Annotated in this window: 18 protein-coding genes and 1 pseudogene; 10 read left to right on the plus strand and 9 right to left on the minus strand. The window is 66.7% G+C overall.

Annotated features, from left to right (window positions below):
- Positions 1 to 212: 212 nt before the first annotated feature.
- Both CFB82_RS32470 and CFB82_RS32475 read left to right on the plus strand, forming a co-directional pair.
- Positions 213 to 1,049 (plus strand): ion transporter, encoded by an 837-nt coding sequence (locus tag CFB82_RS32470; RefSeq protein WP_089446885.1) that lies wholly within the window; start codon positions 213 to 215, stop codon positions 1,047 to 1,049.
- Positions 983 to 1,681 (plus strand): GlcG/HbpS family heme-binding protein, encoded by a 699-nt coding sequence (locus CFB82_RS32475; RefSeq protein ID WP_306426989.1) that lies wholly within the window; start codon positions 983 to 985, stop codon positions 1,679 to 1,681. The genes CFB82_RS32470 and CFB82_RS32475 overlap by 67 nt, the downstream gene beginning before the upstream one ends.
- A gap of 74 nt (positions 1,682 to 1,755) precedes the next feature.
- Here the strand turns inward: CFB82_RS32475 and CFB82_RS32480 are convergent.
- Positions 1,756 to 2,046: pseudogene (locus CFB82_RS32480) on the minus strand (MarC family protein); the annotation flags it as partial.
- Between CFB82_RS32480 and CFB82_RS32485 the strand changes: the two are divergent.
- Positions 1,988 to 3,097 carry a hypothetical protein gene (locus CFB82_RS32485; protein WP_256990569.1) on the plus strand — a complete coding sequence of 370 codons (1,110 nt, stop codon included), beginning with the start codon at positions 1,988 to 1,990 and terminating at the stop codon, positions 3,095 to 3,097. The pseudogene CFB82_RS32480 and the gene CFB82_RS32485 overlap by 59 nt on opposite strands.
- On the opposite strand, the gene CFB82_RS32490 is transcribed toward CFB82_RS32485, so the two are convergent.
- The 5 genes from CFB82_RS32490 to CFB82_RS32510 form a co-directional block, all read right to left on the minus strand.
- The gene (locus CFB82_RS32490; protein WP_235986601.1) at positions 3,098 to 3,946 is read right to left on the minus strand and encodes a beta-xylosidase; all 849 of its coding nucleotides are present in this window, start codon (positions 3,944 to 3,946) and stop codon (positions 3,098 to 3,100) included.
- Positions 3,947 to 4,281: 335 nt separating this feature from the next.
- Positions 4,282 to 4,686 (minus strand): peptide ABC transporter ATPase, encoded by a 405-nt coding sequence (locus CFB82_RS32495; RefSeq protein WP_069250536.1) that lies wholly within the window; start codon positions 4,684 to 4,686, stop codon positions 4,282 to 4,284.
- Positions 4,687 to 4,954: 268 nt separating this feature from the next.
- Positions 4,955 to 6,544, minus strand: coding sequence for a DHA2 family efflux MFS transporter permease subunit (locus tag CFB82_RS32500; RefSeq protein WP_089486714.1), 1,590 nt, complete (start codon positions 6,542 to 6,544; stop codon positions 4,955 to 4,957).
- Positions 6,541 to 7,659 carry an HlyD family secretion protein gene (locus CFB82_RS32505; RefSeq protein WP_069250534.1) on the minus strand — a complete coding sequence of 373 codons (1,119 nt, stop codon included), beginning with the start codon at positions 7,657 to 7,659 and terminating at the stop codon, positions 6,541 to 6,543. Before CFB82_RS32505 ends, CFB82_RS32500 begins: the two co-directional genes overlap by 4 nt.
- A gap of 59 nt (positions 7,660 to 7,718) precedes the next feature.
- The gene (locus CFB82_RS32510; protein WP_231937878.1) at positions 7,719 to 9,137 is read right to left on the minus strand and encodes an efflux transporter outer membrane subunit; all 1,419 of its coding nucleotides are present in this window, start codon (positions 9,135 to 9,137) and stop codon (positions 7,719 to 7,721) included.
- Between the two features lie 134 nt (positions 9,138 to 9,271).
- On the opposite strand from CFB82_RS32510, the gene CFB82_RS32515 reads away from it, so the two are divergent.
- Together CFB82_RS32515 and CFB82_RS32520 are read left to right on the plus strand one after the other, a co-directional pair.
- Positions 9,272 to 10,045 (plus strand): AraC family transcriptional regulator, encoded by a 774-nt coding sequence (locus CFB82_RS32515; RefSeq protein ID WP_083266032.1) that lies wholly within the window; start codon positions 9,272 to 9,274, stop codon positions 10,043 to 10,045.
- Between the two features lie 112 nt (positions 10,046 to 10,157).
- Positions 10,158 to 11,213 carry a LysR family transcriptional regulator gene (locus CFB82_RS32520; protein WP_069250532.1) on the plus strand — a complete coding sequence of 352 codons (1,056 nt, stop codon included), beginning with the start codon at positions 10,158 to 10,160 and terminating at the stop codon, positions 11,211 to 11,213.
- Here the strand turns inward: CFB82_RS32520 and leuA are convergent.
- Entirely contained in the window at positions 11,131 to 12,840 is a 1,710-nt protein-coding gene (leuA, locus tag CFB82_RS32525; RefSeq protein ID WP_179254248.1) for a 2-isopropylmalate synthase, read from the minus strand. The genes CFB82_RS32520 and leuA overlap by 83 nt on opposite strands.
- A gap of 954 nt (positions 12,841 to 13,794) precedes the next feature.
- On the opposite strand from leuA, the gene CFB82_RS32530 reads away from it, so the two are divergent.
- From CFB82_RS32530 to CFB82_RS32540, 3 genes are all read left to right on the plus strand, one after another.
- Positions 13,795 to 14,184, plus strand: a complete 390-nt coding sequence (locus CFB82_RS32530) for a fucose-binding lectin II (protein WP_069250531.1) — start codon at positions 13,795 to 13,797, stop codon at positions 14,182 to 14,184.
- A 121-nt stretch (positions 14,185 to 14,305) separates the two neighbouring features.
- A complete protein-coding gene (locus CFB82_RS32535) occupies positions 14,306 to 15,145 on the plus strand; it encodes a fucose-binding lectin II (protein WP_069250530.1) in 840 nt (279 codons plus the stop codon).
- 194 nt (positions 15,146 to 15,339) lie between these two features.
- Positions 15,340 to 16,080: a fucose-binding lectin II gene (locus CFB82_RS32540; RefSeq protein WP_069252823.1), complete on the plus strand. Its 741-nt coding sequence runs from the start codon at positions 15,340 to 15,342 to the stop codon at positions 16,078 to 16,080.
- A 101-nt stretch (positions 16,081 to 16,181) separates the two neighbouring features.
- Here CFB82_RS32540 and CFB82_RS32545 read toward each other — a convergent pair whose 3' ends face one another.
- Positions 16,182 to 16,466, minus strand: coding sequence for a DUF3144 domain-containing protein (locus CFB82_RS32545; protein WP_069250529.1), 285 nt, complete (start codon positions 16,464 to 16,466; stop codon positions 16,182 to 16,184).
- Between the two features lie 308 nt (positions 16,467 to 16,774).
- Between CFB82_RS32545 and CFB82_RS32550 the strand changes: the two genes are divergently transcribed.
- The gene (locus CFB82_RS32550) at positions 16,775 to 17,614 is read left to right on the plus strand and encodes an AraC family transcriptional regulator (protein WP_069250528.1); all 840 of its coding nucleotides are present in this window, start codon (positions 16,775 to 16,777) and stop codon (positions 17,612 to 17,614) included.
- A gap of 57 nt (positions 17,615 to 17,671) precedes the next feature.
- Here CFB82_RS32550 and CFB82_RS32555 read toward each other — a convergent pair whose 3' ends face one another.
- Positions 17,672 to 19,036 carry a M23 family metallopeptidase gene (locus CFB82_RS32555; RefSeq protein ID WP_069250527.1) on the minus strand — a complete coding sequence of 455 codons (1,365 nt, stop codon included), beginning with the start codon at positions 19,034 to 19,036 and terminating at the stop codon, positions 17,672 to 17,674.
- A gap of 331 nt (positions 19,037 to 19,367) precedes the next feature.
- Between CFB82_RS32555 and CFB82_RS32560 the strand changes: the two genes are divergently transcribed.
- Complete coding sequence (locus tag CFB82_RS32560; RefSeq protein WP_069250526.1) at positions 19,368 to 20,237, plus strand: mechanosensitive ion channel family protein; 870 nt, start codon at positions 19,368 to 19,370, stop codon at positions 20,235 to 20,237.
- Positions 20,238 to 20,302: the final 65 nt, after the last annotated feature.

Here is a 20,302-nt window from a genome sequence, read left to right on the forward strand (position 1 = left end):
GATACAGCCCGGTGCAGATCTGCGAAGCACATGCATTAATGACTTAGAACGGCACCGATAGGCTGAGCGGCGCCAACTCGAGACGTGCCATTGCGTCCACCTTGATGGTTTCCGACGCACCCCTATAAACAGAGCACGAACCGGGCTTCAGACAGGCTCATATCGGACAGGTCCGATTGGCCCGGCGAGATGCCGTCCGTACACTGCGGCACATGATTTCGCTGATCCAGTCCTCCTTCGATACGGCGCGCGAGGCCCTCACGCATGTCGCGCGGTGTCCTTCGTTCCTGCGCAAGCTCGACATCGCGGTGCTCGTGCTGATTGTCGCGAGCGTGCTCGTCGTGATGGCCGACAGCGTGCAGGACTTGCACGCGCAGTACGGCCCCACGCTCTATGCGGCCGAATGGGCGTTCACGCTGCTGTTTTCGGCCGAGTACCTGCTGCGCCTTTGCACCGCGAAGAAGCCGGCCGCATATGCACGCAGCTTTTTCGGCATCGTCGATCTCGTGTCGATCTTGCCCACCTATCTCGCATTCTTCTTCCCCGGCCTGCATGCGCTGATCGACGTGCGGCTGCTCCGGCTGCTGCGCGTGTTCCGCATCCTCGGGCTGTCGATCTACCTCGAGGAAGGGCAGATGCTGATGCGCGCACTGACCCGCGCGCGGCGCAAGTTCTTCGTGTTCATCGGCGGGATGTTCGTGCTGGTGGTGATTCTCGGCACCGTGATCTTTCTCGTCGAAGGGCCGGAGAACGGCATCACAAGTATTCCGGTGGGTGTGTACTGGGCGGCCGTGACGATGAGCACGACCGGCTACGGCGACTTGACGCCGCATACGCCGCTCGGCCGGCTCATCACGTCGTGCGCGATCCTGCTCGGCTACGGAATCATCGCGTTTCCCACCGGGATCATGGGTGCCGAACTCGTGGCGTCGGCGCTGGAGCGCACACGCACCAACGCGCGGCCGGCCGCGGGCGACGCGCCGTGCTGCCCGCATTGCGGTGTCGCGCTGCCTGCCGGCGGCGCTGCCGATGCGCCGCATCCAAAATAAGCCCCGTCCTATTCAGCTTCCGCTCTCCGTGGTCGAAACTGGGCTCATCGAGCGGTTCTGTCGCTGCATCGCCGGTCATCACGACACGCGATGCGCACCGTGGATTCGCCGCTCGCTTTCCAGCCATTTCGATAAGGAGTTCCCATGATCATTCGATCGACCCTGGCGATGCTCGTCGCCGCTACGCTGACCACCGCCGCTTCCGCGCAAGTCCTCCGGGAAAAGACCTGTCGCTGAACCTCGCGACCGAAATCGCGCAGCAGACCGTTCAGGCCTGCTTGGCCAGCGGCTACAACGTGGCCGTCACCGTCGTCGACCGCAGCGGCATTGCACGCGCGATGCTGCGCGCCGACCATGCCGGCCTGCATACGGTGGATGCGTCGCCACGCAAGGCCTACACGGCGCGGTCGACGAAGACGCCGACCAGCACGTTCGCCACGAACCTGCAAAAGAACCCGGCCGCCGCGCAAATGACGGCCATCGACGGGTTCCTGGTGCTGGGCGGCGGCGTGCCGATCAAGGCCGGCGACGAAGTAATCGGCGCGGTCGGGGTCGGCGGTGCGCCGGGTGGGCATCTCGATGAAGCGTGTGCGCAGCAGGGGATCGCGCGCATTCAGGCGAAATTGCTGTAACGCGACGGGCCGAACCCTTCCCGGTTCGGCCCTGCTTCCTTCCGCACGACGCGCACGAAAGCGCTTTCACCTCCTCATCCCGCCTGCCCGCCCAGCGTCTGCACGAACGCCGCCAGCCCCGTCAGCATGATCTGCACGCCCACGCACAGCAGCAGGAACGCCGACACCCGCATCGCCACTTTCGTCCCCTCGCTGCCGAGGTAGCGCACGAGCGTCGTCGCGCGGCTGTAGATCTGCCAGATCGCGAACGCGACGAGCGCCGCGACCGCAACCGACACCACACCCGATGCCAGATAGTCGGTAGCCGTGCGCGCACGGTTCGCATGCAGCGCGATGCCGGCCGCGATCGAGCCGGAGCCGACCGTGCTGCGTAACGTGATCGGCCGCGGCCCGCTGCTGAGCCGCGGCCTGCGCAATGCAGTCGCCGCGCTCGTCGCGCTGCTGTATGTCTGCGTGTATGCCAACGCGCGTGCGCTGTTGCCGGAATTCATCTTCCGCGACGCGGACAAGATCCAGACGCAGATCGGCGGCGGCTCGACCTACGACGGCTCGTCGTTCGATGCGGTCGGCAAGCTTTATCAGGCACTCGGTGACGCAGGCACCGCCGTGTTCGTCGTCGCGCTCGGCATCGCCACGATCGCGATCGCGTTGCGGCACGCACGGCGGTTCGGCGAAGGGGTCGCCTATCTCGCGCTGATCGCACCGTGCCTGTTCTTCAACCTGTTCGTCCCGAGCAAGGACACGCTCGTCGTCGCGATGTCGATCGCGGTGCTCGCGGCCGTGCGCCTGCGCGGCACGGTCAGGCCGATGCTGATCGCCGGGGTGCTCTATCTCGGCTACGCGGCGACGATCCGCAGCTACTTCGCGCTGATCCTCGCGATCGCGCTGGCGGCCTGGGCGTTTCGCCGGGCATCCACGCTCCCGCGCATCGCCGGTGCGTTGCTGGCCGTCGCCGTGCTGATTGCGTTGCCGAACGCTGTCTACATGCTGCTTCAGCAGCCGCGCGACCTCGCCGTCGACTACCTCGTCTATTCGTCGCCGTTCGGCGCGCGCACGAGCTTCTACAACCCGTTCCCGCCCGATTCGTTCGTTCATTTCGTCGGCAACCACGCGTACTCGCTCGTCCGCCTCAACCTGCCGGTGCTGTTCTCGTTCGATCCCAAAGGATTCGCGATGCAGGCACTGATCGCGCTGTTTCTCGGCGCCGCGTGGCGACGTATGCCGGTGCCGCCGGCGCACGTCCCGGCAATCGGCTTTGCCCGCCACGGCGAGCTACTGGCGTGCCTGCTGCTGGGCCATGTCGCCGTGTCGATGCTGTTCGAACCCGATCTCGGCAGCTACCTGCGGCACCTGTCGAGCATCGCGCCGTTCGCGATCGTACTGTGGTCGGTCCGCGTGCGACGTGGGCCGGCGTGATTACCGCGCAGACGGCGTCGCGCCCAGCGATTCCCGCACGGCATCAAGCGCGGGCTTCGGCGACCGGTCCGCATGCACGAGCCCGTAACTGCGCTGCGCGGCATCGCTCGCGTTTGCGGTGTCGGCCCATTCGTAGACCGAAATCAGCGGCGTATCGAGTTCGCCACGTGCGTCGAGCAGCGCGCGCAAGCGCTGCGCCTGGCGCGACTCGCCATCGGTGTTCATCGAGGCTGCGCCGTCTTCGGTGACGATCGCGGGTACACCGCAGCGCACGTCGATATCGTGCGCGGCCGCGCGGATCTGAGCGGGCGTCATCCCGTATGCGTGGTACGACACGGCGGCGAGGCAGCCCGACACCGACGCGTGCATGCCCGCCAGCAAGCGATCGGGCACGCTGCCGGGCGACGGCGGCCGCGCGAACCCGAAACCGACGACCGGCGTGGCAGGTCGATGTTCGGCGAGCCGTCGGCACAGCCCGTCCGCGAATGGCGGGAACGTGCGCGTCACGTCGCCGGTGGGCCAGTAACGACTCAGGTCGGGTTCGTTCCACACTTCGACGTCCGCGAGTTCGCGCTCATATTGCGCGGCCAGTTGCACGACCGTGTCGGCAAGCCGTGCGCCGGCAGCCGCAAGCATCGCCGTCTGGTCGTTGCCGGTACTTTTTCCGTCCGCTTGCCCGAATGGCGCAAGCGCGCGGACGGTGAGCAACACCGGCAGATGGGCCGACCGGGCCGCCGCGAACGCCTCGTCGACCTGCCGACGGTAGTCGTCGCGGTCCAGGCGATCGGTCCACACGCCGAAGCGCACGAGATCGAATCCGGTCTGGCGGATCCGCCGGGCATGGTCCACCGTGAATGACTGGATCTTTACCTGCACACCGATGCGTGGCTTCTGTTGCGAAGCGGTGGGCCAGCGCGTCGGACCAGTGGTGGCCGATAGGGATGCAGATGCCGCGCAAGCGAGCGCGGTTGCGATGAGCAGCGATGAAATCCAGAGCGTGGGCATCGGCGATTCGACGGTAGGTGTGGGTGCATGGCGGGTACCGGCCGACCTGCGCCGCTTCGCCAGGGTTTCGGGCGTTCATTGTTGCGGAGCGCCCACCGCTTCACCATCAGACTGGTCCGAGCACTTCGTCGACCTTCCGGCTGGCCTGCGCCAATGTCGAGTGTCCCGCGCCGATTCGCTCAGGGACGCGACAGCACCAGCACGCGCCCGCCCACCCGATGCAGCTTGAGCCACCCCATGTCGGCGGTAAAACGCAGCTGCTGCAAGTTGAAATCGAACTGGGCTCGCTCGGCCGCCTTGATCACGGCATCGGCGATCCAGCGAATCAGCACCTTGCCCTCTTCGGTGGTCTGATGGCCGGTCTGGCCGCCGCAGAAATGGTGATTCCCTGCGTTGACCTGCATCTGCAGCTGCATCCAGTGGCCGGGCAGGCCCGGCAGGGTCCGGAACAAATCGGCCACGCGCTGCGTCGTCAAGCTGCGCGCCCACAGCGCGCTGTCACCGTCCGGCCGCTCCAGGTTGTGGCGATCCGCGGCCTGGGCCTGGCCCTTGATGTTGCCTTTCAGGGTGTCGGGTTTCGTCATGACGCTTTCCTCGCGATGGGCCCGGCGGCGGGCCGGTTGAATGGACAAGGACCACGGAGCGTGGTCGGCCCGAAACACGGGGCGGGTTCGATCGTGAAGCCACGGCCGCCACGAACGACAGGCCGACAGGACGCGTCGTGCCTGACCATACGGATCGCGCAATCGCCGCCGGACCGGTGCCCCGCCTGAGCCGGATGAACGATACGCCCATTGCAGGAATTCGACGCCTGTCAGCTATGTCAGGCCCGATATCGGCCATCCGTCCCCATCACACCTTCTTCCCCTTCAACACGAACGCCATCGCCGTACACCCCACCATCGCGACACCCGCGATGAGGAACGTATCGCTGTACGCCATCAGCAACGCCTCGCGCATCACGCGCTGGTTCAGGAGCGCGAGTGCCAGCTCGTGCACACCGCCGGTCGACGCACCCGGCAACGCATCGGCACGCGGTACGTGCACGCGCGACAGCAGCCGTGCCAGCATCGCCATGCGTTCCTGAAAGGCTTCCGAAAACGGCGAAACGGCCTCGCCGATCTGCATCGCATGCAGCTTCTGCCGCTCGACGACGATCTGGCTCGCCACCGCGATGCCGATCGCGCCGCCGATGTTGCGCACCATGTTGAACACGCCCGAGGCCGAACCGAGCTGCGCCTTCTCGATCCCGTCGACGGCCATCACCGACAGCGCGATCACGACCAGCGACTGCCCGATCCCGCGCACGACGAGCGACGGCACGATCACGTTCGACGCCGCGTCGTCGGTCAGGTGAATGTTCATCAGGCAACCGGCCGCTACGAGCGCGAAGCCGAGCACGATCGTCGCGCGCGGGCTCGTGCGGCGCATCAGCGGCGGCGTCAGGAACGACATCACGAACTGCACGAGCCCGTACGGGATCATCGCGAGGCCGATGTCGCGCGCGCTGTAGCCGTGCAGCTCGGCGAAGTAGTTCGGCACGAGAAACACGACGCCGAACACCACCGCGCCGAACAGGAACTGCATCAGGCTCGCGATCCCGAAGTTGTAGCGGCCGAGCAGCCGCAGGTTGATGAACGGCTCCTTGCGCCGCAGCTCGATCGCGACGAACGCGACGAGCCCCGCCGCCGCGACGATCGACAGTTCGACGATCAGGTCGGACGCGAACCAGTCCTTGCGCCCGCCTTCCTCCAGCACGATCTGCAGCGCACTGAGGCCGAGCGCCATGGTCGCGATCCCGAACCAGTCGGCCTGGCGCAGCTTCGACAACTGGACGGGCACCGGGCGGATCGCCCACGCGATCGCCGCGATCAGCGCGATCGCGGGCGGAATCTGCAGGTAGAAGATCCAGCGCCACGAATACATGTCGGTGAGCCAGCCGCCGAGCGACGGGCCGGCCGCCTGCGCGACGTTGTTCGCCACCGCGAACAGCGCCATGCCGAGCGGATGCTTCGACGGTGGCAGCTCGGTGACGATCAACTGGAACGACAGCGGAATCAGCACGCCGCCGAACGCGCCCTGCAACGCGCGCGCGACGATTATCGACGAGATGGTCGGCGCGACCGAGCACGCGATCGAAAACGCAAGAAACCCCGTTGCGCCGACGAGCAGCACGCGGCGCGCGGAGAACACCTGCACGAGCCAGCCGGTGAGCGGAATCACGACGATCTCGGCCACGAGGTATGCGGTCGAGATCCACGAGCCTTCCTCGAAACTCGCCCCCAACGACCCGCGAATGTCGGGCAGCGACGCGTTCGTCACGTGCACGTTCATCCCCGCCATGAAGCAGCCGAACACGCCGCCGAGCACCGCGACCCACGCGCGCAGCGAAACGGTTTCGTCGTGCGCGGCCTGCGCAGCCTGCCCGGTTGCGGCGGTCACGATCCGGCTCCCGGCGCGCCGCGCGTATCGACGCGCGCGATCACCGACATGCCGGGCCGCAGCACGAGGCCCGACGGCGGCGCATCGAGGCGGATCTTCACCGGCACGCGCTGCACGATCTTCGTGAAATTGCCGGTCGCGTTGTCGGGCGGCAGCAGCGCGAATTCGGCACCCGAGCCCGGTGCGAGCCCGAGCACGCGGCCATGCAGCGTGTGGCCCGAGTAGGTATCGACGTCGATCTCGACCGGCTGCCCGTCATGCATCGCGCCGAGCTGAGTCTCCTTGAAGTTCGCGACGACGTACACGTCGCGCAGCGGCACGACCGCGAGCAGCGGCATCCCGACCTCGACGTACTGGCCCGCGCGCACCGCACGCTGGCCGATCGTGCCGTCGCGGGTCGCGCGGATCACCGTATGCTCGAGATCCAGCTGCGCCAGCGCGAGCTTCGCGCGGGACGCCGCGAGCCGAGCACGCGCCTGCTCGATCGCGGCCGTGCTTTGCGCGCGGCGGCGGCGCAGCACCGTCTGCTGGTCGTCCTGCGCGCGCACGGCCGCACTCGCGCGGGCCAGTTCCGCGCGCGCCTTCAGCGCATCGGCGTGCGCCTGTTCCCAGCGCTGCCCGCTGGCAGCCGATTCGGCAAGCAGTTGCCGGTAGCGCACCGCATCGGCATCGCGCCGCGCGGCTTCGGCACGCGCGGCCGCCGCATTGGCCTGCGCCTGCTCGATCACGCTGCGCTGCTGGCCGACCTGCGCGTCGAGCGTCGCGGCGGCGGCTTCCTCGGCCTGCAGCGTCGCTTCGGCCGCGGCGACAGCCGCCTGCGCATCGTCGAGCTTCGCGCGATAGTCGCGATCGTCGAGCGTGACGAGCACGTCGCCACGCTTCACGGGCTGGTTGTCGTCGACCGCCACGCGTGCGACATAGCCCGCCACGCGCGGGCTGACGGTCACGATATCGGCGCGCACGTACGCATCGTCGGTATGCTCGATGAAGCGGCCGACCGTCCACCAGCGCCAGCCGAACCCGGCCAGCACGATGACGGTGATGAAGGCGCCGGCGGCAATCCAGTGGCGCCGCGCGAAACGGGCGGATTTCTCGGGTACGGCTGTGGTGCTCATGATCGGAATCGGAATGGTTGTGTGCGTGCGAATGGACGTGCGGATTCACGAACGGCCGGCTAAGGCTGCCAGCCGCCCCCCAGTGCCTTGAAGACGGCCACCTGATCGAGCGCGACCTGCTGCGTCGACGCGGCCAGTGCGGCATCGACCGCGACGAGGCTGCGCTGCGCGTCGAGCACGCCGAGAAAATCCAGCGCGCCCGCGTCGTAGTTCAGTTCGGCGAGCCGGTAAGCGCGCGCGTGCTCGGCGCGCGCGGTGTCGAGTGCGGCCTTGCGACGCCACTCGGCGCCATAGCGGGCGAGCGCCTGCTCGGTTTCCTTCAGTGCGCGCAGCACCTGCGCATCGAACGACGCGCGCGCGGCGGTATCGTCCGCGCGAGCCTGCGCGAGTTGCGCGCGGCTCGCCGCGAGATTCGGAAAACGCCACGTAATCAGCGGCCCGACGCCCCACGCGATCGCGTACTTGTCGCCGAGCGACGACGGATCGCCGGTCGTCGACAGCCAGTTCACCGACCCGCCGAGCACGATCGACGGGTACAGCTCGGCCGTCGCGACGCCGATCCGTGCGTTCGACGCGGCGAGCCGGCGCTCGCTTTCGCGCAGGTCGGGCCGGCGCCGGAGCAGCGCGGCACCGTCGCCGACCGGAAACGGTCGCGCCAGCGCCGGCGTCGCGTGGCAGCGCGCGGCCGCGTCGGGAATCGCACCGGGTGCGTGCCCGGTCAGCACGGCGAGTTCATACAACGCGGCGCGGCGTGCGCCTGCGAGCGCGGGCAGTTCGGCGCGCGTATCGTCGGCAAATGCACGCGAGCGCGCGACTTCGAGATCGGACACGAGACCGTGCGCACGTTGCCGTGCAGTCAGCGTGGCGAGGCGCTCGGCGATCGCGACCGAGCGCTCGGCCACGTCGATCCGCTCGCCATACGCGCATGCCTGCGCATAGGCGGCCGTCGTCTCGGCGGCCACCGCGACGCGCATCGCATCCGACGCCGCCTGCACGGCCTCCGAATCGGCACGCGCGGCATCGACGAGATGGCCGACACGCCCCCACAGATCGACTTCCCACGACAACGCGAACGACGGCGAGTAACCCCAGCGCATCCGCGCATCGGTGCCCTTCGCGCTCGCGACGATCTGGTCGGGCGCGTGCTTGCCGTAGTCGACGCCGAAGCCGGCTGTCGTATCGGGCAACCGCGCGGCGCCCGCTTCGTCGAGCACGGCCCGCGCCCGCGCGACACGTGCCGCAGCCACCGCGAGATCGCGGTTCTGCGCGAGCGCTTCGCGCACGAGTGCGTCGAGCGTCGGATCGTCGAACAGCTGCCACCAGCGATCGGGCAACGCGCCGCCGGACGCGACGGGTGCGTCGGCCGCCGCGTCGAACGGCGCCGTGCGCGCCGCATCGGCCGCGGGTGGACGGTACGGATCGCCGACCGAACAGGCGGCAAGCGTCGCGGCGCTCAGCAGCGCGATGGCAACGGACAAACGGAACGAAACCGGAGGAAATGACGAGGCGCGCATCGTGCAATGGCTGTCGAACAAACGATGGGCCTATGGTAATTTCGACCCATTCGGTCGATCTCGCGCGCAAAGCGCATTCGTCGTCGAGAAAAGGACACGTGGATCAATTTTTCAGTGCGCTCGAGCGCAAGGACAAGCACAAGCAGATCGCCGTCGTCGCGTCCGACGCGGCGGCCGGCAGCGCGTATCCACCGCATTCGCATCGACATGGCCAGTTGATTCACGCGATTTCCGGCGTGATGATCGTGCATGCGGATGCCGGCAGCTGGGTCGTGCCGACGGGGCGCGCGGTGTGGGTGCCGGGCGGCACCCGGCACGAGATCCGGATGGCCGGCGACGTGCAGATGCGCACGGTGTTCGTCGCGCACGAAGTGCGGCCGAGCCTGCCGCGCGAATGCCGCGTGATCGAGGTCGGCACGTTGCTGCGCGAGCTGATCGTGACCGCGTGCGAACTGCCGGCCGATTACGACCTCGCGCATCGCGCGGGCCGCGTGCTCGCGCTGATCCTCGACGAAATCGAGATCGCGCCGCTGCTGTCGCTGCATGTACCGATGCCGCGGCATCCGGCGCTCGCCGCGCTGTGCACGCGGCTCATCAACGAACCGTCTTCAGTCGTCACGCTGCAGTCGTGGGCGCGCGACGCGCACATGAACGAGCGCACGCTCGCGCGCACCTTCAAGCGTGAAACGGGCATGACGCACGGTGCGTGGTGCCGCCACGCGCGCCTGCTGCTGAGCCTGCCGCGCCTGGCCGCCGGCACGCCGATCCTCGAACTCGCGCTCGAACACGGCTACGACAGCCCCAGCGCGTTCGCGGCGATGTTCCGCAAGGCACTCGGCGTGCCGCCGAGCGAATACTTCTCGCGACGCTGAACCGGTCTGTCCGTTTCGCGACGATCGAGCGCTGCCGTGCGCGCGCGGCGCGACTGCCCGCTCGCTACAGTAGCGGCATCGCACGACACTGGCGTCACGCGCCCGCCCGCCGATGGATCTGATTCAAAGCATGCAGGTTTTTGTCACGCTCGCCGACGCGGGGACTTTCACCGAGACCGGCAAGCGGCTCAACCTTACGACCGCGCAGGTCAGCCGCACGATCGCGTCGCTCGAAGCGCATCTCGGCATCCGGCTGCTGAACCGCACGACGCGCTCGATGTGCCTGACCGAAGCCGGCGAACGCTATCTCGCGCGGGCACGCGACATCACGCTTGCCGTCGATGCGAGCGAACGCGAAGCGCGCGGCGCACAGCTGCATCCGCACGGCCGGCTGCGCGCGCACTGCAGCGCCAGCATCGCGAACCGTTTCGTGATTCCGCTCGTCGCGCGCTTCCAGGCCCGCTATCCGGACGTCAGCGTCGACCTGACGCTCGCGCCGCAGGTGCCGGACCTGATCCGCGACAGCTACGACGTCGCGGTGATCGCGATGCCGAGCCTGCCGAGTTCCGATCAGGTCGCGATCGACGTCGGGCGGATCGGCAGCGTGCTGTGCGCTGCGCCCGCGTATATCGCGCGGCACGGAATGCCGGACACGCCGCGCGCGCTTGCGCGGCATCGCTGCCTGCAACTGGTCGCACCCGCCTACCCGGCGCGCGAATGGACGCTGACGTGCGGTGCGGATTCGGAAACGGTCGCGTTCGAGCCGACGATGACGGCCGACGTCGCGGCATCGCTCGAGATCGCGGTACGGGAAGGGGCGGGAATCGGCCTGCTGCCGGCGTTCGTCGCGGACGACGGGCTGCGTTCAGGCGCGCTGGTGCACGTGCTGCCCGACTATCGGGCTGAAGACGTGGGCGTGTTTCTGGTGTATCCGTCGCGCAAGCATCTCGACGCGAAGACGCGCGCGTGGGTGGATTTCATGAAGGCGGAACTGCGTGCCGCGCTCGCCGGACCGTGCGGCGGCAACCGCACGGACGACGACGCAGCCGCGCCGGACACCCCCGGCGCGGCCGCCAGGCCCCCGCTTACGCGACAGCCTTCACCGCCGGCTGTACCCCAAAAAACGTCGCCTGCGCCGCCTCGTCCGCGCGCGCATACGCACGGTTGATACCGCTGATCACCGCACGGATCGACGCGGTCGTCAGGTTCGCATCGATGCCGACGCCGAACGCGCTGCCGCGCACGCCCGTGCCGGCCAGCTCGGCGATCGCAATCGCCTTCGCATCGGCACCCTGCGACAACGCGCGCTCCTCGTAGTGCTGGATCCGCAGCGGCGTACGCAACGCATGCATCAGCGCATCGAGCGGGCCATTGCCTTCACCGCGCAGCACGCGGCGCTCGCCGTGCACGTCGGCGGTCAGCACGATCGTCTCGCGGCCGTCGCGCTCGGTCAGTTCATGGCCGACATAACGCAGCGGCGCATCGCCTTCGACGTATTCCTGCTGGAACAGCGACCAGATCTGCGCGCTCGTCACTTCGAGCCCACTGTCGTCGGTCAGGCGCTGCACGGCCGCGCTGAAATCGACCTGCAGGCGGCGCGGCAGCGCGACGCCATAGCTCTGCTCGAGCAGGTAAGCGATACCGCCCTTGCCCGACTGGCTGTTCACGCGAATGATCGAGTCGTACGTGCGGCCGACATCGCTCGGATCGATCGGCAGGTACGGCATTTCCCACAGGGCATCGGGGCGCTGCACCGCGAAGCCCTTCTTGATCGCGTCCTGGTGCGAGCCGGAGAACGCGGTGAACACCAGGTCGCCGACATACGGATGGCGCGGGTGGATCGGCAACTGCGTGCATTCCTCGGCCGTGCGCGCGACTTCGTTGATCTGCGAGAAATCGAGACCCGGATCGACGCCCTGCGAGTACAGGTTCAGCGCGAGCGTGACGAGATCGACGTTACCGGTGCGCTCGCCGTTGCCGAACAGGCAGCCCTCGATCCGGTCCGCGCCGGCCATCACCGCGAGTTCGGCCGCCGCGACCGCGGTGCCGCGGTCGTTGTGCGGATGCACGGACACGATCAGCGCGTCGCGGCGCGCGAGGTTGCGGTGCATCCATTCGATCTGGTCCGCGTAGCAGTTCGGCGTGCCGACTTCGACGGTGGCCGGCAGGTTCACGATCGACTTGCGCTCGGGCGTCGGCTGCCACACGTCGAACACGGCGTCGCAGACTTCCTTCGCGAAATCGAGTTCGGTCGCCGTGAAGGTTTCCGGGCTGTATTGCAGCGTGAAATGCGTGTCGGTCGCGGTGTCGGCGAAGCGCTTGATCGTGCGCGCGGCGTTCACCGCGAGCGTCTTCACGCCGTCGCGGTCGAGGCCGAACACGATCTTGCGGAATTCCGGCGCGGTCGCGTTGTACAGGTGCACGATCGCGCGCTTCGCGCCGCGCAGCGAGTCGAACGTGCGCTCGATCAGGTCGTCGCGCGCCTGCGTGAGCACTTCGATCGTCACGTCGTCGGGAATGTGGCCGCCTTCGATCAGCTCGCGCACGAAGTTGAAGTCGGTCTCGGACGCCGACGGGAACGCAACCTCGATCTCCTTGAAACCGATCGCGACCAGCGTCTTGAACATCCGCATCTTGCGCGCGGCGTCCATCGGCTCGAACAGCGCCTGGTTGCCGTCGCGGAGGTCGGTGCTCATCCAGATCGGCGCCTTCGTGATCGTGCGCGACGGCCACGTGCGGTCGGGCAGGTTGACAGGCGTGAACGGTCGGTACTTCGTCGCGGGGTTCTTCAGCATCATGATGTTCGGTCCTCGGTCTGTTTATCGGTGAAGCGCGGCGCGGCAGCCATCGTCGGCAGAAGCCGGCTGCACGCACAGCGGTAAAAACGGCAAGAAAGCGGCACAACGGCAAAGCGGTACGGCGAACGACAGCCTTGGCGGTTGAGCGACCGGGACGGAGCGGAGTGGTGACGGAAGAAAGACGAACTCAGGCGCCGGTCGACAACCGGGGCCAGGTCAGTGATGCGGGGGAAATCTGGCGCTTCAGGAAAGAAGCAGATGGAAAGCGCGCAGCCGCAGACCCAGCCCGGAGAAACGGGCTAGTAGTCGTAGCGAGAAGAGGGGCTGGGCGGCTTGCATGGCCGAAATCAAATCACAGGGGGATGGGGGTTGTCAACGGGCTGGGCGCACATGGCGCCGAATTCGATCGTTCAGAATCAGTCCCGTCCGATAGGCGGCGCGCCGCCCCGTCGATATGCTTCATGGGTGCGGCGCCGGTGAGGCCCCTGTTCACGTTCGGAGTGAGTTGGTCTACGTACTTCGCCGGTTGCCGCACCCCCTCCTGTTGCAATCAATCGGGTTTCGGTGTGGGCGTTCGGTGGTGGCCGGTGGGCGCGGCCACGACAGAGAAAGATGGTGTTGAAACGCTAACGCTGCCATATGCGAACGCCGAGGGTCCGCGCCGAAGCCCGATTGCCCCCGCCTCCCTGCCCGCTCCGCCAGCGCAACCGCGCATCGTTCAGAAAATCGATACACCCGTCGATATAATTTCCCGAATATATCGAAATATCAACCATTAAAGACATTTCATTAAATCGATTAACATAGATTTTCGATTTACTGAACAATAGCCATTCCTCATCGAATATTTTTTTATTTATTTTTCGGCATGCTCGATTCATCGCGTTTCAAACGGCAAACGTTTGCACGACACAACTCGAAGCCTTACCCATCATTCCTCAGGAGGAAAGCATGACCGATTCTCAAACGTCATCCAATCGCGCCGGCGAGTTTTCGATTCCGCCGAATACCGATTTCCGCGCGATTTTCTTCGCGAATGCCGCCGAGCAGCAGCACATCAAGCTGTTTATCGGCGACAGCAAGGAACCCGCCGCGTATCACAAGCTGACGACGCGCGACGGCCCGCGTGAAGCGACGCTGAATTCCGGCAACGGCAAGATCCGCTTCGAAGTGTCGGTGAACGGCAAGCCGTCGGCCACCGACGCGCGCCTCGCACCGATCAACGGCAAGAAATCGGACGGCTCGCCGTACACGGTCAATTTCGGGATCGTCGTGTCGGAAGACGGTCACGACAGCGACTACAACGACGGCATCGTCGTGCTCCAGTGGCCGATCGGCTGACCTGACGCGCACCTGACGACTCCCCCCGCCGGCCGCCTCAGGGCCGGCCGGCGGTTGCGCGCCGCCTTCAGCGGCACCTCCCTCCTTTGCATCGAAACCCGCCCTACCAACGGAGACATCCATGCCCCTCCTTTCGGCTTCGATCGTCAGCGCACCCGTGGCGACCTCGGAAACCTACGTCGACATCCCGGGCCTGTACATCGACATCGCCAAGGCAGAGATTCGAGACGGGAAACTGCAGGTCATCCTCAACGTGCCGACGCCGTACGCGACCGGCAACAACTTCCCCGGCATCTATTTCGCGATCGCCACCAACAAGGGCGTCGTCGCGGACGGCTGCTTCACCTATTCGTCGAAAGTGCCCGAATCCACCGGGCGCATGCCGTTCACGCTCGTCGCGACGATCGACGTCGGCACCGGCGTCACGTTCGTGAAGGGCCAGTGGAAAAGCGTGCGCGGCAGCGCGATGCATATCGATTCGTACGCGAGCCTGTCCGCGATCGGCGATACAGCCGCGCAATCGTCGTCCGGCGGCGGCAGCGGCGAAACCGGCGCGGGCGGCAACTCGGGCGGCACAGGCGGCACGGGTAGCGGCACGATCGGCGGCGGCGGCGAACGCGACGGCACGTTCAACCTGCCGCCGAACATCAAGTTCGGTGTCACCGCGCTCACCAACGCGGCGAACGACCAGACGATCGACATCTACGTCGACGACAACCCGAAGCCGGCCGCCACGTTCAAGGGCGCCGGCGTGCACGACCAGAACCTCGGCACCAAGGTGCTCGACTCCGGCAAGGGGCGCGTGCGCGTGATCGTGATGGCGAACGGCAAGCCGTCGCGGCTCGGCTCGCGGCAGGTCGATCTCTTCAAGAAGTCGTACTTCGGGATCGTCGGCTCGGAAGACGGCGCCGACGACGACTACAACGACGGCATCGTGTTCCTGAACTGGCCGCTGGGCTAAGCACGATGACCCGCGGCGCGGCAGGCAGCGCGCGCCGTCGTCGAATCCGCAATGGCGACGGGGCCAACCCCACATTGCGAACCGATTCATTCGAGCAGTCAGTCGTAGTTCCACTGCTGTACTCCGTGCGCGACAACGGCGAAATCCATTCACCGGCCGCGCAACGCGAGACCTTTCATCGAGACGAGGACGACATGTCACAACCGTTTACCCATGACGATCTGTACGCCCTGCTGCAACTCGCCGGCAACGATGCCACCGCCGTCCAGGCGAATGGCGACCAGGCGGTGCTCGACCGCATGCGCCAGTTCATGACCACGCAGCTCGTGGAAAAGCTGCCGCAATACGATGTGTTCGTCGACATCGCGACGATCCCGTACAGCTTCGACGTCGGCAGCTGGCAGAACAAGGTGAAGGCCGATGCGGCCGGGCAGGTGGTCGCCTGCACGGTGACGTGGGCCGGCGCGCCCGGCGTGCTGCCCGGCGCCGCGGCGAAGTTCGGCGTCGGCGCGGTGGTCAATTACTTCTCGAAAGCCACGCCGCAGCCGCAACCCACGCAGCCGGATCCCACGACGACCGGCGGCGGCGAACGCGACGGCGTCTTCAACCTGCCGCCGAACATCGCGTTCGGCGTGACCGCGCTGGTCAATTCGTCGGCACAGCAGACGATCGAGGTGTTCGTCGACGACAACGCGAAACCGGCCGCGACGTTCCAGGGCGCCGGCACGCAGGACGCAAACCTGAACACGCAGATCGTGAACTCCGGCAAGGGGAAGGTGCGCGTGGTCGTGACGGCGAACGGCAAGCCGTCGAAGATCGGCTCGCGTCAGGTCGACATCTTCAAGAAGACCTACTTCGGTCTGGTCGGGTCGGAAGACGGGACGGACGGTGACTACAACGACGGTATCGCGATCCTGAACTGGCCGCTCGGCTAACAAGCAGCGTAACCCTGCTCCTTCGCCACGCCGCCCGGCGTGGCGATTCATTTCAACGCGCGTGCTCGTCTCTTCCGCCACGCGCGACAGCCCTGATACCTTCAGTTCGGTCGCATGTAACGATCGAAATTGTTGATGTATTCGTCAAGGTGGAGTTCCAGTGCCTTCCTGTATTCGTCGCAGAAATACTGGATCGTTTCTTCCCGCATCGCTGCCATGTCCGCACCGGACCCATGGCCGGATGCACTGAGCCATGCGTTGAATCGTGCGGTCGCATACATCATCGACGCACTGACTTTGCCGCGACTCGGCGCTTTTTGAAGCTGCTCGTTCGATAGCTCGATGTGCTCGTCTGCACGAGCATGGAAATTTTCGTCGACGTCCATGGCTTATGCACTGCGCGTTAAGTGAAAGTCCTTGTCCGGCATTTCAGGGGACTGCGCCCGTTGCGGTTCGGATCTTCTCGAACCGCTTCGGGGTCGACAGGTGGGCACCGAGGCGCGCGATCGTCGACGCGAATGACCACTCGAACGACGATTGCGACGAAGGCATCGTGTTCCCGAACCGGCCACCGAGTCAAGGTCGGCATCCTGCCTTCCGCCGTCACGCCGCCCCGCGCGGCGATCCGCAAGAACGATCAAATGCCCCCTCCGCCGATACCATATAGTCCGCTCGACACCCTCATTGGAACGCTATGAACCCGGTAGGACATGCACTCTGGTTTATCGAAACCAAACTGGACAGGGAACTGACGCTCGACAGGATTTCCGCCAATTGCGACATGACGCGCTTCGGCTTCTCGCGCCTGTTCTCGATGAATACCGGCTGGCCAGTGATGCGCTATGTCCGGTCGAGGCGGCTGACGCGTGCGGCACACACGTTGGCGCAAGGCGCGCCGGACATCCTGCAGGTGGCGCTCGATGCCGGCTATGGCTCGCATGAGGCGTTCACGCGCGCCTTCCGCGATCTCTTCGGCATCACGCCCGAGGACGTGCGGGCACGGCGCACTCTCGACGGATTGTCTCTTGTGGAGCCGCTACGCATGAAAGAACTGAAACTCATCGACGTTGCACCATCACGCTTCGAAGCCGCCGGAAAGCGGCTGATCGCCGGCATGAGCGACCGGTACACCTTCGAAACCAACGAAGGCATTCCGGCGCTCTGGCAAGCGTTCATCCCATACATCGGTACCATTCCCGGCCAGGTCGACGACGTGACCTACGGCGTGTGCTGCAACCCGGATGCGGATGGCAGCTTCGAATACATCGCGGGAGTGGAAGTCACCCACCGCGACCGGTTGCCCGCGCCCTTTCGTTGCGTCGAACTCGAACCACAGCAGTATGCGGTCTTCGAACACAGTGGGCACATCTCCACGCTGCACCAGACGTTCTACAGCATCTGGAACGGCTGGCTGCCGACGTCCGGATTCAAGGCGGTCGACGCGCCCGAGTTCGAGCGCTACAGCGCGGACTACGATCCGGTGACGGGCGCCGGCGTGCTGGAAATATGGCTGCCGGTCGAACCTGCTGCGTAAGCGGTTTGCCCTGATCGGCCACGACGGGGCGCGTCGCGGCCGGCACCTCGCCAATCGTCACCCGGCCCGCGATCCAGCGGGCTCCGACATCACAACCGGCTGCGACCACTCAACCGACGCCAGGCGCGTGCGTGCATCGAGCACCACGCGATTGAACGCGACGCGCTGTTCGCCTCTCAGCTTCGCTGCCTTGCCCGCCTGTACCAGCGCGACCGGGTCGACGGGACGGGCATGCCGCCGGACCTCGAAGTGCAGATGCGGCCCGGTGGCCGTACCCGTGCTGCCGACCGCGCCGACACGCTGGCCGCGCGCAACCCGCATGCCGGTTCGCAGCGTCGGCTCGAATGCCGACAGGTGCGCGTAGTACGACGCATAGCCGCCGTCATGACGAATCACCACGTACTTGCCGTAGCCGCGCGGCTCGGTGCCGATGAACGTGACGACGCCGCGCTCCGACGCATGAACCGCACGCCCGGCCGGCGCCGCGAGATCGACGCCGGAATGCACATGGCGCGCGCCGGTGACCGGATGCACGCGCGTACCGAAATGCGAGCTGATCCGCTTTGCGCTGACCGGCATCGCAAACCGCGCGCCGGCGAGCGGCACGCCGTCGAGGTCGTAATAGGCGCCCGGCGAGCCGGCATCGGGCGCAAACCACACGGCCGCGACGTGCTCGCCGCGCAAGCGAAGCTCGAGCGCCGTCACGCGCACGCCGCCCGGCAGCTTTGCGTTGCCGTCGGGTTCGTAGGCGACGCGGAACGTGTCGCCGAGTGCACCGCGCTGTTTCAGGTCGATGCGACCGGCGAGCATGCGGGTGATCTGCGCGGCAACGCCCGCCGGCAAATCGGCACGCGCCAGCGACGCCTGCAGGCTGCCGACGATCGCGCCGCCACGCGCGCCGCGCTCGGCTTGCGCGAACACGAACGGCTCGGCGGCGGCAAGATCGACGGGACGCCGTTCGAACGCAGCCTGCTCGCCCGCGACGGGCAACGCCGACGCAAGACCGTAATCGAACCTCGATGCGTACGCGCGCTCGACCGCCCCGCGCGCCGCATCGCACAACACGCGGTAAGGCACGCAGGCACCGAAGCGCGCCACGGGGTCGTCGCGTTCGCCGGCCGTCGGCACGGCCAACGCATGCGACGTGTAGGCAACGTCGAGCGGCGCGGCCGTCGACGCGTGCAAGCCGCCCCACGTCGTGCGCGCGGCATTGAAAAAGGGCACGTCGACAAGGTCGGCCATCACGGGCGAAAACGGCGCGGCGTCGTGCGACGCATGTGCCACCGCACCCGGTGCACCGGCCACACAGGCCGCCGCGATGACACCGCGCAGCAGCGCGCGGCGCACCGGGAAACCGTGAACGCCGCGCTGTGCGGGTTGACCTTGTTCGCGTGCGAGACGGAAACGCAGGTCTAACCGCATGACGTCGTCACTCGCTGTCTGTCAGTGAAAAATCGGGAAAGAACCGGGTATCGCGGAGGAATGATCGTCGCGACCCGGCAACGTGAAAACGAGTGTAGCGGCGCGATCGACGCGGCTGAATAAGACTAGTCTCATTTAATCGTAAAGTCGCTTAGTACAAAACCGAAACCTCGATTTCGCGGCCCGGCGGCACGGGTACGCGGCATTCGGCCCCACCCGCTGGCGCGAACCAATGTGTGCCGCATACAGTCGAACGCTGCCGGCGCGTGAGCGCAAGCCTGCTCGACCACGGCCGCGTCACGCATCGTTTCTTCAACCCGGAATCCCGTCAATGTTTCTCGATCAACTACATCCGGAACGCTGGACGTTCCTGTGGAACGCGCTGTCCACCCTCTCCCTCAAGCTCTGCGCCGGCCTAGCGCTGCTCGTCGCCGGCTGGTGGCTGTCGAAACGCATCGGCAACTGGCTGAACCGTCTGCTCTCGAGCAAGGAGCGCGTCGACGACACGCTGCGGCCGATCCTCTGCGACGTCGCCGTGTGGGGCATCCGCATCGTCGCGATCGTCGGCGCGCTGTCGCAGCTCGGCATCGAAACCGCGAGCATCGTCGCGGTGCTCGGCGCGGCCGGCCTCGCGATCGGGCTCGCGCTGCAGGGCACGATGCAGAACATCGCGGCCGGCATCATGCTTCTGCTGCTGCGGCCGTTCAAGGTCGGCGACTATATCGACGGCGGCACGGGCGTCGCGGGAACCGTCGACGAGGTCGGGCTCTTCATGACGCGGCTGACGAAGCCGGACGGCATCTGCGAATACGTGCCGAACAGCGCGCTGTGGGGCAGCTCGATCCGCAACTACACGCGCAACCCAACGCGCCGCCTCGATCTCGAAGTGGAAGTGTCGGTGCATGACGATATCGATCGCGCGCTCGACGCGCTGCGGGCGCTGGCCGCGGCCGATCCCGACGTGCTGCAGGACCCCGCGCCGGACGTGATGGTGATGCGCTTCGACGACAGCACGGTCGTCGCGAACATGCGCGTATGGACGCACACCGACAAGTTCTGGGCGATGCGCTGGCGCCTCGCGCGCCAGGTGCGCAAGACGCTCGCCGACGCGAACTGCGCGCTGCCGATCCGCACGCGCGAGCTGCACATCGTGCATGACGCGGAGCGTCGCGCCGACCGCGCGCAAACGCACGCGCTGTAAACGGCGAAGGCCGCGAAGCGCATCCTGCTTCGCGGCCCCGGCGACGTCAACGCAACGTCACCGCA

This window comes from Burkholderia sp. HI2714 (assembly GCF_002223085.1).
Classification (GTDB): Bacteria; Pseudomonadota; Gammaproteobacteria; order Burkholderiales; family Burkholderiaceae; genus Burkholderia; species Burkholderia lata_D.